Origin of the sequence: Pseudomonas sp. VE 267-6A (assembly GCF_024126555.1) — a bacterium.
In the GTDB taxonomy this organism is placed as follows: domain Bacteria; phylum Pseudomonadota; class Gammaproteobacteria; order Pseudomonadales; family Pseudomonadaceae; genus Aquipseudomonas; species Aquipseudomonas palmensis.
This window is the reverse complement of the sequence record NZ_JAMYBY010000019.1, coordinates 80,768-93,730: the sequence shown is the minus strand read 5'-3', so window position 1 is coordinate 93,730 and position 12,963 is coordinate 80,768. Positions and strand designations below refer to the sequence as shown.

The window sequence follows — 12,963 nt, the reverse complement described above, 5'->3', positions numbered from 1 at the left end:
CTATGGGACGTTTTCTGCCGATGCGTTTTCGCAGCAATGGCCGTGTTTTGCAAGGCTGTGGGGAGCGAACGCGGATCATGAGGTGGCGCCGGCTGTCACCGGCTCGTGCTGGCGCATCGACCAGCACACCCCGCCCACCACCAGCACGATCGCCGCGCCCTCCAGCAGGTTCGGCCCGCTCTGGCGCCAGATGAACGCATACAGCAAGGCAAACAGGGTCTCGAACACGATCAACTGCCCGCTCAGGGTCAGCGGCATGCGCTTGGCTGCCGCATTCCACAACACCCCCGCCAGCCACGAGCCAAACAGCGCGCAACCCAGGCTGAACGCCCAGAACAGCTGCCAGCGCTCAGCAGTGGCCTGCACCTGCAACTGCTGCGGCTGCCACACCCACAGCAGCGCCACCAGCACCAGGCTGAACACGCCGGTCACCACCCCGGTGAGCACCGACCACTGATGGCTGTCCAGGTGCCGGCACTGCTTGAGATAGCGGCTGTTGTAGGTGGCGTACCAGGTCCAGCAGGCCAGCGCGGCCAGCGCATAGAGCAGCCCGGCGAGCTTGTCCTGCACCGCCCCCGGCTCCACCGCGAAGGTCTGCAGGTTGATGCACAGCATGCCCGCCAGGATCAGCGCCAATGGCCCGGCCAGGCGCGACAGGGCCACCGCGCCGCTGTCATTGCGCCCGTACAGGGTGATGGTCAGCGGCAGCACACCAACGATCAGCGATGCCGGCGCCACGCCCAGGCGCTGGATCGCCGCCACCAGGCACATGAAGTACAGCAGGTTGCCGATCAGCGCCAGGCGCGCCAGCATCCACACGTCTGCCCGTTCGAGCTGACGCAGCGCCTTGCGCATTGGCAGCAGCAGCGCGAGCGATACCGCCCCCAGCAGGACGAACCGCGCACAGGCCAGCAGCACCGGGCTGAACTCCGGCAGCAGTTGCGGCACCATCAGCACCATGCCCCACATCGCACCGGCCACGCCGGCATACGCCACACCCCGTTTCACTTGCCTGCTCCTCGTTTTTCAGAGCACGCAGGCTAGCCAAATGCAGGCGTCCAGGCAAAAGATCATTCGGCATGCAGGCATTCCCATGGGGAATACCTTTAAAGCGCAAAGCACCGGGTTTACCATCCAGCCATTCCCTGAACCGAAGACCCCGCAATGAGCCGCTTCAGCCGTCACCTGCCCCCGCTGGATACCCTGATCGCTTTCGAGGCGGTGGTACGCACCGGCAGTTTCACCCGCGCCGCCGCCGAGCTGTCGCTGACCCAGAGCGCGGTGAGCAAACAGATCAAGCTGCTTGAAGAACACCTGGGTGCGCCGCTGTTCGAACGCCGCGCCCGCGGCATCACCCTGACCGCCGCCGGCAGTGGCTTCAATGCCATCGTCGAGCCGATGCTCGACAGCCTGCTGGCCAACGTATTGCGCCTCAAGAGCGGGCACGGCAGCCGCAATGTCAGCGTGATCTGCACCCATGCGGTGGCACAGTACTGGTTGTTCCCGCGGCTGCTGCGCTTCAACGCACAGCACCCCGAGCTGACAGTGAACATCCATGCCAGCAACGAGATGGATGAACGCGTGGTGGGCAACTATGACTTCGGCGTGCTGTACGGCCATGGCCGCTGGAGTTCACTACAGGCCGACAAGCTGTTCGATGAATGCATCTACCCCATCGTCAGCACCCAGCGGGCTCTGCCGCCAGCCGATTCGCTGGCGGCGCTGCAGGCCCTGCCGCTGATCCAGCTGGATGCCTCGGCCTGGAACTGTCTGGATTGGCCCGACTGGTTCGCGCACCTGGGGGTGCGCTACAAGGCGCCGGCCGATGCGGTGACATTCAATCAGATCACCCTGGTGTTCGACGCGGTGATGCAGGGCATGGGGGTGGGGTTGGGCTGGGAGTTCATGGCCCGCGAGCGCATCGCCAGCGGGCAGGTGCGACCGGTGTCGGAGTTCGTCGTGCACACCGGCCAGGCCGACTACCTGGTGCACGACAGGCAGCGCGTGTGCTCGCCGGCGGCCCAGGTGTTCAGGGACTGGTTGCTGGCGCTCAACTGAACTGCGCTTGCACCTCGGCGCCGGTGAGGGTCCGGGTCTGGTTGGCGAAGCAGTAGTAGCCCGGCTTCTGATCGATGTAGATCTGCAGTTCCAGCGCCCAGTCACTCTCGCCATCGAGCACGCCCACCGGCACGGCGTCGAAGCCGCCGGCCTTGAGGCGATAGAACAGGTGGGTGCCGCAGGTGCCGCAGAAGCCGCGCTGGGCCCACTCGGAGGAATCGTAGATGCGCGGGGTGTCGCCGCTGAGCCTGAGGGTCTGGGTGCTGTGCACCACCATCAACGGGCCACCGGACCATTTGCGGCACATGCTGCAATGGCAGGCGCTGACACTGGCGTTGTCGAGGCTGACGCTGAGATGGATGGCGCCGCACAGGCAGCTGCCGTGTTTTTCCTGAGGTTGGGACATGGTGCAGGGTCCTTGCGGTGAGCGGTAGGGCTGAAGTCTAGCAGCAGTCGGCCCCGGCCCTTTCGCCGGCAAGGCCGGCCACTACAGCGGATTACGCCGTCACCGGGGTCAACACCGGTTCCCCGGCAAAGAACGCCTGAAGGTTGCGCAGCACCAGCGCCACCGTATCGCGCGCCGCTTCCGGCGACTGTCCGGCCACATGCGGGGTCAGCACCACGTTGTCCAGCGCCTTGAGTGCCTGCGGCACTTCAGGCTCGGCATCGAACACATCCAGCCCGGCCCCGGCAATACGCCCTTCGCGCAACGCAGCCACCATCGCATCGGTGTCCACCACGCTGGCCCGCGCAATGTTCACCAGAAAACCCTGAGGCCCCAGTGCGTCCAGCACCGCCGCGTCGACCAGATGGCGCGTACCGGCCCCGCCCGGGGTGGCAACGATCAGAAAGTCCACCTCCCCCGCCAGCGCCAGCGGGCTTTCGCACCAGGTGTAGGGCACGTCGGTGCGTGGCCGGCGGTTGTGGTAGCTGACCTGCATGTCGAAGCCCAGCGCCGCACGCCGGGCAATCGCCAACCCCGTCGCGCCAAGGCCCAGTACCCCGAGGCGCTTGCCGCTCAGCGACGGGCTGATCACACGGTTCCACTGCCCCAGGCGGGTGGTGGCATCGGCACGGGGAATATCGCGCACGATGGCGAACAGCAGCGCCAGGGCATGGTCGGCCACCGCCGTGGCGTTGGCACCGGCGCCATTGGTCACGGTGATGCCACGCGCAGCAGCCGCTGCCAGGTCCACTTCCTCGTAGCCGGCGCCGATGACGCAGATGATTTTCAGATGGGGCAAGGCGGCGATTTCGTCGGCTCGCAAGCCCAGCGGCCCGCGGGTCAGTACCGCATCGATTGCGCCGCCGTGGCGGGCGATGGCCTCGGCACGCAGGGCCGGGGTCTGTGCCCGAATCAGCTCGAAGCCGGCCTGTTCGAGCAAGGGCAGGTAGTCATCCACCGTTTCTACCAGCACCAGTACCTTGTGTGTCATGCCCTGCCCCCTGGCCATTCGCAAAAAGGGGCATTATGCCGGCTTGGGCTTACTGGGCGAAAGCCCGTCCCAGGCCGCCCGGCACGCCGCTGCTGTCGGTGTCCTGCCAGGGGCCGTCAGGGCTGGTGGCCCAGCTCCAGCCATTGCTGAAGCGGTAGTAGGTGCGTTGGCGGTAGAAGGTGTTGGTCTTGCCTTCGAGCACGTACACCCCGAGTTTAGGGTCCCAGTGGCTGGCGCCACCCGGCGGCGGCGCGAAGCTTGCCGAGGTGCGTGGCATCGGCTTGGGCGTCGGCAGCGTGGCCGGGGTACTTGGCTTGGGCCCCGGCACCGGTTTGATCACCGGCCCGGTCGGCGGCAGGGTTTCGATCGGCGGCACGGTGGGCTCGCTGGGCCGATGCACCGTACACGCACTCAAGCCCACGGCCAGGGCGATCAGGGTGAGGCGTGCGATGCTGTTCATAGTGAGCTCTCTACGGGTCCGGGCTGTCGATGGTCAGGTGCTGCGGCGCCTCGGTGCTGCTGGCCAGCGGGCTGCCACGGCCGATCCACTCGCCCTTGGTCGGCTGGCCGGCACGGGAGACGCGCGCAACCAGTTGGACTTCGGGGAAGCTCGACAGTTTCATGTTCGGCATCATCGCATCGCTGTCGCTGAGCTGAACCTCGATCGGCAGGTCGGCCACGGTCACGCGCTTGGCCGCCAGCGGCATCGGCGGCCCGGAACTGGCGCGGGCAAAGATGAACACGCTGTCATCGGGACGCACCTTGTCCTTGAGCGCCGGCGCCAGCTCGACCCGCACCGTAAGGCGTGCGTTGGTGGCCGGCGCCTGGCCCGCGGCCTTGAGCCGTTCGCCAGCACGCTCGATGCCGCCCTGCAGCGCGGCACGCGAGGCATCGCCCTCGGGCAGCTGGGCAATCAGACGGTTCCAGTAGTCGATGGCCTGCTGGTAGCGCCCGTCCTCGAAAGCGGCGATACCCAGCAGCCCCAGGCTGGTGACTTCCGCCGGATCGGCCTTGAGCGCTTCGTCGGTCAACGCCTGCATCTGCGCTGTCCACTGCTTGCCGTTACCGAAGTACAGCGCCTGCGCCCATTGCCCAAGCAGCTCAGGCTGACGCCCGGCCAGGGCAGCAGCGCGCTCGAAGGCCTTGGCAGCATCGGCGGCGCGTTCCTGGGCCATGTAGGCACGGCCCAGCAGGTACAGGCCTTCGGCCGAGTCTGGCTGGGCCTGCACCGCACGCTCCAGGCGCGAGGTCATCTCCTGCACCGACTGCGGCGCCTGGGCGAACTCGCGGGTCAGCTCGACCTTGTCGCTGGCGCCAAAGTGCAGGTACAGCCCGAGGCCCATCACCGGCACCAGCACCGCGGCCAGCAGCGGCAAGGTCTTGCCCAGGCGCGCACTGCGGTCGGGTTCGGCGTTGTCGGTGTCGGCCAGCAATTCGCGGGCGGCCTCGTCGCGGCCACGGTCCAGTTGCTCGGCGGTGAGCACACCGGCCTCGCCCTGGGCCTGCAGTTCGGCCACGCGCTCCTGGTACAGGGCCACGTTCAACGCGGTACGGTCTTCTTCCTGTTGCGCACGACGCACGCGCAACACCGGGATCAGCAGAAAGCTCAGGGCTACCAGTAACAGCAGGCCTGCGGGAAGCCAGAATTCAGTCATGGGTGCGTTCTTTGTCCAGCAGTTTGGCGAGGCGCTCACGCTCCTCGGGGGAAAGGTCGACGGTGCCGCCCGCCGCCTGGGTACGGCGCTTGCGCACGATCAGCGCCAGCATGCCGAAGCCGCCCAGCAGCAGGATGCCCGGGCCGAACCACAGCAGCCAGGTACGCGCCGTCAGGGCCGGCTTGTAGCGCACGAAGTCGCCATAGCGGTCGACCATGAAGTCGATGATCTGCTGGTTGTCCTTGCCTTCGCCGAGCATGCGGAAGATCTCGCGGCGCAGGTCGGCGGCAATCGGTGCGTTGGAGTCGGCGATGTCCTGGTTCTGGCACTTGGGGCAGCGCAGTTCCTTGGTCAGCACGTGGTAACGCTCGCGCTCGGCGTCGTCGGCGAACTGATAGGTGTCGATGGCCGCGTGGGCCACGCCGGCGATGCTCAGGCCCAGCAGCGCGCCTGCCAGCCAGCGCCTCATTGGCCGGCCTCGTCGAGCAGGCCCTGGTACAGCGGCGCCAGTTGCTCGCGCCACACGGTCTGGTCGACCACGCCGACGAACTTGTGCCGGATGATGCCCTTGGCGTCGATGATGAAGGTCTCCGGCGCGCCGTACACACCCAGGTCCAGGCCGAGGGTGCCGTGCTCGTCACGGATGCCGATCTGGTAGGGGTTGTGGAACTCGGTCAGCCACTTGATCGCAGCCGCGTTCTCGTCCTTGTAGTTGACCCCGTAGATCACCACGCCCTGCTCGGCCAGCTTGTTCAGCACCGGGTGCTCGACCTTGCACGAGGGGCACCAGGTGGCCCACACGTTGACCAGCGCCGGCTTGCCCAGCAGGTCGTCGCGGGTCAGGGTCCGGTCGCCTTCCACGGTCGGCAGCGAGAACGCCGGGAAGGGTTTGCCGATCATCGCCGAGGGCAGCTCGGACGGGTCCAGGTACAGGCCCCGGTACAGAAACACCGCCACCAGCAGAAACACCGCCAGCGGCAGCACCATGATCCAACGCTTCATGCAGTTGCTCCCGACATGCCCAGTACTTCACGTACCCGGCTTTTCACCTTGACCCGATACCGCTTGTCCATCGCCGCCATCAGGCCGCCCAGGCCGGTCAGCAGGCCGCCCAGCCAGATCCAGCGCACGAACGGCTTGACGTGCACGCGCACGGCCCAGGCGCCGTTGTCCAGCGACTCGCCCAGCGCCACGTACAGGTCGCGGGTGAAACCGGCATCGATGCCGGCCTCGGTCATCACCGACTGCTGCACGGTGTACAGGCGTTTTTCCGGGTGCAGCACGCTGATTTCACGACCGTCCCGCAGCACGCGCACGGTGCCCTTGTCGGAGGTGAAGTTCGGCCCTTCGAAATGCTTGGCGCCTTCGAACACGAACTGGTAGCCGCCCAGTTCCATCGACTCGCCCGGCGCCAGGCGCAGGTCGCGTTCGGCGCTGTTGTTGCTCGACAGCACCACGCCCAGGGCGCATACCGCGATGCCCAGGTGCGCCACGTGCATGCCCCAGTAACTGCGGCTCAGGCCGCGCATGCCCTTGAGCAGGCCCTTGTGACGGGTCTTGTCGAGCAGGTCGCGCACGCCGGCCAGCAGGATCCACGCCGCCAGGGCGAAGGTGGTCAGTACCTGCCAGTCGAAGTCGTCCACCAGCAGCCCGCCGATGGGCGCCAGCACCACGCTGCCGATCGCCACCGGGGTGAGCATGCTCACCAGCCATTTCGTCGGGGTGTCCTTCCAGCGCACGATCACGCCGACCGCCATCACCACCATCAGCAGGGCCATCAGCGGGATGAACAGCGCATCGAAGTAAGGCGGCCCCACCGACAGCTTGGCCCCGGTCAGTGCATCGAGCACCAGCGGGTACAGGGTGCCCAGCAGGATCATCGAGGCCGCCACCACCAGCACCAGATTGTTGGCCAGCAGCAGGGTTTCCCGCGACCACAGGGCGAACCCGACCTGGCTCTTGACCACCGGGGCGCGCAAGGCGAACAGGGTCAGCGAACCGCCGACCACGAACAGCAGGAAGATCAGGATGAACACGCCGCGCTCGGGGTCGGCGGCAAAGGCGTGCACCGAGGTCAGCACGCCGGAACGCACCAGGAAGGTGCCCAGCAGGCTCAGCGAAAACGCAGCGATCGCCAGCAGCACGGTCCAGCTCTTGAACACGCCGCGCTTCTCGGTGACGGCCAGCGAGTGGATCAGTGCGGTGCCCACCAGCCACGGCATGAACGAGGCGTTTTCGACCGGGTCCCAGAACCACCAGCCACCCCAGCCGAGCTCGTAGTAGGCCCACCACGAGCCCAGGGTGATGCCGATGCCCAGGAACGCCCAGGCCACGATGGTCCAGGGCCGTGACCAGCGTGCCCAGGCCGCGTCCAGGCGCCCGCCGAGCAAGGCGGCGATGGCGAAGGCGAAGGCCACCGAGAAGCCCACGTAGCCCATGTAGAGCATCGGCGGGTGCACGATCAGGCCGATGTCCTGCAGCAGCGGGTTGAGGTCGCGACCATCGGCAGGCACCTGCGGCAGCAGGCGCTGGAACGGGTTGGAGGTAACGATCAGAAACGACAGGAAGCCCACGCTGATCATGCCCATCACCGCCAGCACCCGGGCCAGCATCACCTGCGGCAACTGGCGCGAGAAGATCGACACGGCGAAGGTCCAGCCGCCCAGGATCAGCGCCCACAGCAGCAGCGAGCCTTCGTGGGCGCCCCACACGGCGCTGAACTTGTAGTACCAGGGCAAGGCGCTGTTGGAGTTGCTGGCCACATACGCCACCGAGAAGTTGTCGGTCATGAAGGCATGGGTCAGGCAGGCGAAGGCAAACGCCAGGAAGGCGAACTGACCCCACGCCGCCGGGCGTGCCAGGCTCATCCACAGGCTGTCGCCCCGCCAGGCGCCGAGCAGCGGCACGCTGGCCTGAACGCCGGCAAAACAGATGGCCAGGATCATCGCCAACTGGCCCAGCTCGGGAATCATCAGTGCAGCATTCATGGCTTGGCTCCGCCGTCGGTGGACACCTGGCCGCTTTCCTTCAGGGCCTTGGTGACCTCTGGCGGCATGTATTTTTCGTCGTGCTTGGCCAGCACCTCGTCGGCCACCACCACGCCCTCGGCGTTGAGCTTGCCCAGGGCGACGATGCCCTGCCCTTCACGGAACAGGTCGGGCAGGATGCCGCGGTAGGTGATGGGCACCGACTTGTTGAAGTCGGTGACCACGAAACGCACGTCCAGCGAGTCGCCGGAGCGTTGCAGGGAACCGGCCTCGACCATGCCGCCAGCCCGGATGCGGGTATCGAGCGGGGCTTCGCCGTTGGCGATCTGGGTAGGGGTATAGAACAGGTTGATGTTCTGCTGCAGCGCGCTCAGGGCCAGGCCGACGGCGACGCCGACACCCACCAGCAGGCCGAGGATGATGAACAGACGCTTCTTGCGTTGCGGATTCACTTGGACTTCTCCCGGCGCAGGCGGCGCGCTTCTTCTTGCAGATACCGGCGCTTGCTCAGTACGGGCGCGGCAACATTGATGGCCAGCACCAGCAGGCAGATGCCATAGGCCGACCAGACATAGAGGCCGTGATGGCCCATGGCGAGGAAATCATTGAAGCTGGCAAAACTCATCGTGCGGTCTCCCGCCCCAGGTGGCCCAACACTTCATCCTTGACCCAACTGGCGCGTGCCTCGCGCCGCAGCACTTCAAGGCGCATGCGCAACAGCAGCACCGCCCCGAAGAAGCAATAGAACCCCAGCACGGTCAGCAGCAGCGGCAGCCACATCTCGGCAGGCATCGCCGGCTTTTCGGTGAGGGTGAAGGTGGCGCCCTGGTGCAGGGTGTTCCACCACTCCACCGAGTACTTGATGATCGGGATGTTGATCACGCCGACAATCGCCAGTACCGCGCAGGCCTTGGCCGCGCTCTCACGATTGCTGATCGCCTGGCCCAGGGCAATCAGACCGAAGTACAGAAACAGCAGGATCAGCATCGACGTTAGTCGTGCATCCCAAACCCACCAGCTGCCCCAGGTCGGCTTGCCCCAGATGGCACCGGTGCTCAGGGCCACCACGGTCATCCAGGCGCCGATGGGCGCGGCGCATTGCAGTGCCACGTCGGCGATCTTCATCTTCCAGACCAGGCCGACCACGCCGGCCACCGCCAGCATCACGTAGCACGACTGCGCCAGCATGGCCGCCGGCACGTGGATGTAGATGATTCGGAAACTGTTGCCCTGCTGGTAGTCCTGCGGGGCGAAGGCCAGGCCCCAGACCACGCCCACGGCGATCAGCAGGATGGCGGCGATGCTCAGCCACGGCAGCATGCGGCCGCTGATGGCATAGAACCATTTGGGTGAACCCAGCTTGTGAAACCACGTCCAGCTTATTGCGCTGCTTTTCATCACGGTACATCCAGGGTCTTTGCTGGGCGGGGCCCAGACCTCATTATTCGCCGACGCTGATCTTCAGGCCAGCCGCTATTGCAAAGGGTGCCAGGGTTACTGCAAGGGCGGTCAGGCTGCCAAGCCAGAGCAGGTAACCGGTCGCCGGCATAGCTTGCAGTGCCGCCTGCAAGGCGCCACTGCCCAGGATCAACACCGGGATATATAACGGCAAAATAAGCAGTGCCAGCAGCAGGCCACCGCGCTTCAAACCCACGGTCAAGGCTGCGCCCACTGCACCCAGCAGGCTCAGTACCGGGGTACCGAGCAGCAGCGAGGCCAGCAGTACCGGCAGGCATTGCACCGGCAAACCGAGCATCAGGGCCAGCAGCGGCGACAACAATACCAGTGCCAGGCCGGAAAAGGCCCAGTGTGCCAGCACCTTTGCCAATACCAGAAGCGCCAGGGGGTGCGGCGAAAGGACCCACTGCTCGAGGGATCCGTCCTCGAAATCACTGCGAAACAGCCCGTCCAGCGAGAGCAGAACGGATAAAAGGGCGGCCACCCAGACTAACCCAGGGGACAAGTTTTGCAACAATTGCGTCTCCGGCCCGACCGCCAACGGGAACAACGCGATCACGATCGCGAAGAACACCAATGGGTTGGCAAGCTCGGCCGGACGGCGGCACAGCACCTGCGCTTCTCGGCGCAGCAAATGAACGAACACACTCATGCCGCGTACTGCCCCAGGTTCAGTTCTCGGTAGCCGGACGGCGTCTGCGCCAGCGTGTGGTGGGTGGTCAGCACGACCATGCCGCCGCGCTCGCAATGCGCCGCCAGGTGCGCTTCGAGCTGGGCCACGCCCTGCTTGTCGAGGGCGGTGAAGGGTTCGTCGAGAATCCACAGCGGCGGGCTGTCCAGGTACAGCCGCGCCAGCGCCACGCGGCGCTGCTGGCCGGCCGACAGGGTATGGCAGGCAACATCTTCGAAGCCGCGCAGGCCCACGGCCGCCAGTGCCTGCCAGATCGCCTCGCGGCTGGCAGGCTGATGCAGGGCGCACAGCCAGGCCAGGTTTTCCTCGGCGGTGAGCAGGTCCTTGATGCCGGCCGCATGACCGATCCACAGCAGCATCCTGGCCAGTTCGCTGCCCTGCTCGGCCAAGGGCTTGCCGTCCAGGCGGATTTCACCGCTGGTGGGCCGCATCAACCCGCTGAGCAGGCGCAGCAGGCTGGTCTTGCCGCTGCCATTGGGGCCGCTGATCTGCAGCATGTCACCGGCCGCCAGTTGCAGTTCGAGGTGTTCGAAAAGCATTCGCCAGTCGCGCTCGCAGGCCAGGCCCACAGCTTCGAGTCGAGGGGTCACAGGTTCGCCTTATGGTTCGGTCTCAAGTCGGTCCGGGCCTGGCCGTTATACTGAGCAACAGCTGTACGGCATGGCCGGTCGCATCGGGCACGCCACAGGACGTGCGCACCCGCCAGGAACGGGCGGCATTATACATGGCATGTCCTACTGCAAAGAGGGCTATTTCCACAGGTTGCAACGTGATGACAGGCGAAATCAACAGCCTTGGCCCGCAGGCCCTGGCCAACCCCCAGGCGCGCAGCGCGGCGATGACCGGCGAACTGCTCAAGCTGCTGCAACCCCAGCCTGCCCTGCTCGCCCCGGGCGAGACCGCGCAGGCGCAGGTACTGTCGTTGCGCCAGGTCGGTCAGGACTTCCAGCTGCTGCTGCAACTGACCCAGACCAACGGGCGCCAGACCACCGTGCAGACCAGCGCCAGCCAGCCCCTGCCCCAGGGCAGCGAGCTGACGGTCAGCCAGCCCAATGCCGGCAACCTGAGCATCACCGTGCAGCAGGCCATCGCGCGCAACGTGGCCACCCTCACCCAGCTCGACACCCGCCAGTTGCCGCCGGGCACCCTGCTGCAGGGCAAGGTACTGACCACCCAGGCGCTACCCCAGGCCGCCGGGCAGCCGGCCTTGTTTCGCTCGTTGGTGACCCTGCTCAACACCGCCCAGGCCGGCGCCACCCTGAACATCGACAGCCCTCGGCCACTGGCGCTGGGCAGCCTGCTCAGCGCACGGGTACAGGGTGAACAGTCGATCAGCTTCGTGCCCCTGAGCGGGCGCCAGGAACAACTGGCGATCACCCAGCACCTGAGCGCGCAGCTGAGCCGCCAGGCCTCGCTGCCGGGCCTGCTCGCCAGCCTGCAACAGATGAGCGCCGAGCAGCGCCTGCCGGCCGATGTGCGGGCCAGCGTGAGCACCCTGCTGGCCAGCCTGCCGGACATGGAACAGCTCGGCACGGCCAAGGGCCTGGCCCAGGCCCTGAACAACAGCGGCGCGTTTCTGGAAGCCAAGCTGCTGGCTGGCGCCCCCGCCGCCCTCGCCCCCGACCTCAAGGCCCAGGTGATCCGGCTGGTGGCGCAGTTGCTGCCCGGCCTCCCCGGCAGCACCCAGTTCAACCCGGCCGTGGCCGCCAGCACCCTGGCCCAGGTGCTGCCGGGTATGGTGCGCAACGCCCTGGGCATGCTCGGCCAGGTAAGCCCGCGCCCGGCCCCGGGAAGCTTTCCGCTACCCTCGCGGCTGCTGCAAAGTGGCGACGAGGAAGGCGACCTGGAACACCTGCTGCGCCTGGCAGCGGCAGCCATTTCACGCCTGCAGAGCCACCAGCTCGCTGGCCTGGAGCAAACCCGCACCACCGCCGACGGCAACCTGCAGACCACCTGGCAACTGGAGATACCGGTGCGCAATGGTCAGGAGTTCATGCCGCTGCAAGTGAAGCTGCAGCGCGAGGAAACCCCCGAGCAGCAGGCCGACCCGGAACGCGAACAGCGCGACCCGCTGGAGATGCTCTGGCGCGTGGAGCTGGCATTCGACCTCAGCCCGCTGGGGCCCTTGCAGGTGCAAGCGCAGATCAGCCAGGGCAACCTGTCCAGCCAGCTGTGGGCGGAGCTGCCGAGCACCGCGCAACTGATCGACCGCCAGCTCGGCAAGCTGCGCGCGCGGTTGGTGGAGCGCGGGCTCAACGTCGGTGAACTGCTGTGCCATCACGGTACGCCGCCACAGGGGCCGCGTACGCATCTGGAACAACGCTGGGTGGATGAAAACGCATGAGCCAGACCCCGCCACGTCAGGCCATTGCCCTGACCTACGACGGCCAGCAGGCCCCGACCTTGAGCGCCAAGGGCGACGACGAGCTGGCCGAGGCGATCCTGGCCATTGCCCGCGAACACGAAGTGCCGATCTACGAGAATGCCGAGCTGGTACGCCTGCTGGCGCGCATGGAGCTGGGCGATCAGATCCCGGAAGCGCTGTACCTGACCATCGCCGAAATCATCGCCTTCGCCTGGCAGCTCAAGGGCCAGGTGCCGGAGGGGTTCGTGGACAACGCCCCGCAGGAGCGCGACATTACCCCGAACCTGTACAGCCTGCCTGCGCCGGACTGACG

General features: G+C 66.6%; 16 protein-coding genes. 3 read left to right on the top strand and 13 right to left on the bottom strand.

Features of this window, described 5'->3' with window-relative positions; genetic code table 11:
* Positions 1–75 precede the first annotated feature (75 nt).
* Positions 76–1,008 (bottom strand): DMT family transporter, encoded by a 933-nt coding sequence (locus NJH59_RS21035; RefSeq protein ID WP_043861850.1) that lies wholly within the window; start codon positions 1,006–1,008, stop codon positions 76–78.
* A gap of 156 nt (positions 1,009–1,164) precedes the next feature.
* On the opposite strand from NJH59_RS21035, the gene NJH59_RS21030 reads away from it, so the two are divergent.
* Entirely contained in the window at positions 1,165–2,058 is an 894-nt protein-coding gene (locus tag NJH59_RS21030; RefSeq protein ID WP_054915613.1) for a LysR substrate-binding domain-containing protein, read from the top strand.
* Here NJH59_RS21030 and NJH59_RS21025 read toward each other — a convergent pair.
* From NJH59_RS21025 to ccmA, 12 genes are all read right to left on the bottom strand, one after another.
* The gene (locus tag NJH59_RS21025; protein ID WP_043861848.1) at positions 2,051–2,464 is read right to left on the bottom strand and encodes a GFA family protein; all 414 of its coding nucleotides are present in this window, start codon (positions 2,462–2,464) and stop codon (positions 2,051–2,053) included. The genes NJH59_RS21030 and NJH59_RS21025 overlap by 8 nt on opposite strands.
* 91 nt (positions 2,465–2,555) lie before the next feature.
* Complete coding sequence (locus NJH59_RS21020) at positions 2,556–3,494, bottom strand: 2-hydroxyacid dehydrogenase (protein ID WP_196932930.1); 939 nt, start codon at positions 3,492–3,494, stop codon at positions 2,556–2,558.
* A gap of 49 nt (positions 3,495–3,543) precedes the next feature.
* A complete protein-coding gene (locus NJH59_RS21015) occupies positions 3,544–3,954 on the bottom strand; it encodes a hypothetical protein (RefSeq protein WP_104572223.1) in 411 nt (136 codons plus the stop codon).
* Positions 3,955–3,964: 10 nt separating this feature from the next.
* Positions 3,965–5,149, bottom strand: a complete 1,185-nt coding sequence (ccmI, locus tag NJH59_RS21010) for a c-type cytochrome biogenesis protein CcmI (RefSeq protein ID WP_100634349.1) — start codon at positions 5,147–5,149, stop codon at positions 3,965–3,967.
* The gene (locus NJH59_RS21005) at positions 5,142–5,618 is read right to left on the bottom strand and encodes a cytochrome c-type biogenesis protein (RefSeq protein WP_043861844.1); all 477 of its coding nucleotides are present in this window, start codon (positions 5,616–5,618) and stop codon (positions 5,142–5,144) included. Before NJH59_RS21005 ends, ccmI begins: the two co-directional genes overlap by 8 nt.
* Complete coding sequence (locus tag NJH59_RS21000; RefSeq protein WP_043861843.1) at positions 5,615–6,151, bottom strand: DsbE family thiol:disulfide interchange protein; 537 nt, start codon at positions 6,149–6,151, stop codon at positions 5,615–5,617. Before NJH59_RS21000 ends, NJH59_RS21005 begins: the two co-directional genes overlap by 4 nt.
* Positions 6,148–8,121 carry a heme lyase CcmF/NrfE family subunit gene (locus NJH59_RS20995; RefSeq protein ID WP_167400228.1) on the bottom strand — a complete coding sequence of 658 codons (1,974 nt, stop codon included), beginning with the start codon at positions 8,119–8,121 and terminating at the stop codon, positions 6,148–6,150. The genes NJH59_RS21000 and NJH59_RS20995 overlap by 4 nt, the downstream gene beginning before the upstream one ends.
* 11 nt (positions 8,122–8,132) lie before the next feature.
* Positions 8,133–8,588, bottom strand: coding sequence for a cytochrome c maturation protein CcmE (ccmE, locus tag NJH59_RS20990; RefSeq protein WP_058542048.1), 456 nt, complete (start codon positions 8,586–8,588; stop codon positions 8,133–8,135).
* Complete coding sequence (gene ccmD / locus NJH59_RS20985; RefSeq protein WP_043861840.1) at positions 8,585–8,761, bottom strand: heme exporter protein CcmD; 177 nt, start codon at positions 8,759–8,761, stop codon at positions 8,585–8,587. The genes ccmE and ccmD overlap by 4 nt, the downstream gene beginning before the upstream one ends.
* Positions 8,758–9,534: a heme ABC transporter permease gene (locus NJH59_RS20980; protein WP_043861839.1), complete on the bottom strand. Its 777-nt coding sequence runs from the start codon at positions 9,532–9,534 to the stop codon at positions 8,758–8,760. Before NJH59_RS20980 ends, ccmD begins: the two co-directional genes overlap by 4 nt.
* Before the next feature lie 43 nt (positions 9,535–9,577).
* Entirely contained in the window at positions 9,578–10,246 is a 669-nt protein-coding gene (gene ccmB, locus NJH59_RS20975; RefSeq protein ID WP_043861838.1) for a heme exporter protein CcmB, read from the bottom strand.
* Entirely contained in the window at positions 10,243–10,875 is a 633-nt protein-coding gene (gene ccmA, locus NJH59_RS20970) for a cytochrome c biogenesis heme-transporting ATPase CcmA (RefSeq protein ID WP_276574062.1), read from the bottom strand. The genes ccmB and ccmA overlap by 4 nt, the downstream gene beginning before the upstream one ends.
* Before the next feature lie 182 nt (positions 10,876–11,057).
* On the opposite strand from ccmA, the gene NJH59_RS20965 reads away from it, so the two are divergent.
* Positions 11,058–12,629: a flagellar hook-length control protein FliK gene (locus NJH59_RS20965; RefSeq protein ID WP_253087255.1), complete on the top strand. Its 1,572-nt coding sequence runs from the start codon at positions 11,058–11,060 to the stop codon at positions 12,627–12,629.
* The gene (locus NJH59_RS20960; protein ID WP_043861835.1) at positions 12,626–12,961 is read left to right on the top strand and encodes an EscU/YscU/HrcU family type III secretion system export apparatus switch protein; all 336 of its coding nucleotides are present in this window, start codon (positions 12,626–12,628) and stop codon (positions 12,959–12,961) included. Before NJH59_RS20965 ends, NJH59_RS20960 begins: the two co-directional genes overlap by 4 nt.
* The last annotated feature ends 2 nt before the right edge of the window (positions 12,962–12,963 follow it).

Excerpts from the sequence above, each read along its gene's own strand:
- NJH59_RS21025 (WP_043861848.1), bottom strand. The coding sequence starts at position 2,464 with ATGTCCCAACCTCAGGAAAAACACGGCAGCTGCCTGTGCGGCGCCATC.
- NJH59_RS21015 (WP_104572223.1), bottom strand. The coding sequence starts at position 3,954 with ATGAACAGCATCGCACGCCTCACCCTGATCGCCCTGGCCGTGGGCTTG.
- ccmB (WP_043861838.1), bottom strand. The coding sequence starts at position 10,246 with ATGAGTGTGTTCGTTCATTTGCTGCGCCGAGAAGCGCAGGTGCTGTGC.
- NJH59_RS20960 (WP_043861835.1), top strand. The coding sequence starts at position 12,626 with ATGAGCCAGACCCCGCCACGTCAGGCCATTGCCCTGACCTACGACGGC.
- ccmD (WP_043861840.1), bottom strand. The coding sequence starts at position 8,761 with ATGAGTTTTGCCAGCTTCAATGATTTCCTCGCCATGGGCCATCACGGC.
- NJH59_RS21030 (WP_054915613.1), top strand. The coding sequence starts at position 1,165 with ATGAGCCGCTTCAGCCGTCACCTGCCCCCGCTGGATACCCTGATCGCT.
- ccmI (WP_100634349.1), bottom strand. The coding sequence starts at position 5,149 with ATGACTGAATTCTGGCTTCCCGCAGGCCTGCTGTTACTGGTAGCCCTG.
- NJH59_RS20995 (WP_167400228.1), bottom strand. The coding sequence starts at position 8,121 with ATGATTCCCGAGCTGGGCCAGTTGGCGATGATCCTGGCCATCTGTTTT.
- NJH59_RS21000 (WP_043861843.1), bottom strand. The coding sequence starts at position 6,151 with ATGAAGCGTTGGATCATGGTGCTGCCGCTGGCGGTGTTTCTGCTGGTG.
- NJH59_RS20980 (WP_043861839.1), bottom strand. The coding sequence starts at position 9,534 with ATGAAAAGCAGCGCAATAAGCTGGACGTGGTTTCACAAGCTGGGTTCA.
- NJH59_RS21005 (WP_043861844.1), bottom strand. The coding sequence starts at position 5,618 with ATGAGGCGCTGGCTGGCAGGCGCGCTGCTGGGCCTGAGCATCGCCGGC.
- NJH59_RS21020 (WP_196932930.1), bottom strand. The coding sequence starts at position 3,494 with ATGACACACAAGGTACTGGTGCTGGTAGAAACGGTGGATGACTACCTG.
- NJH59_RS20965 (WP_253087255.1), top strand. The coding sequence starts at position 11,058 with ATGACAGGCGAAATCAACAGCCTTGGCCCGCAGGCCCTGGCCAACCCC.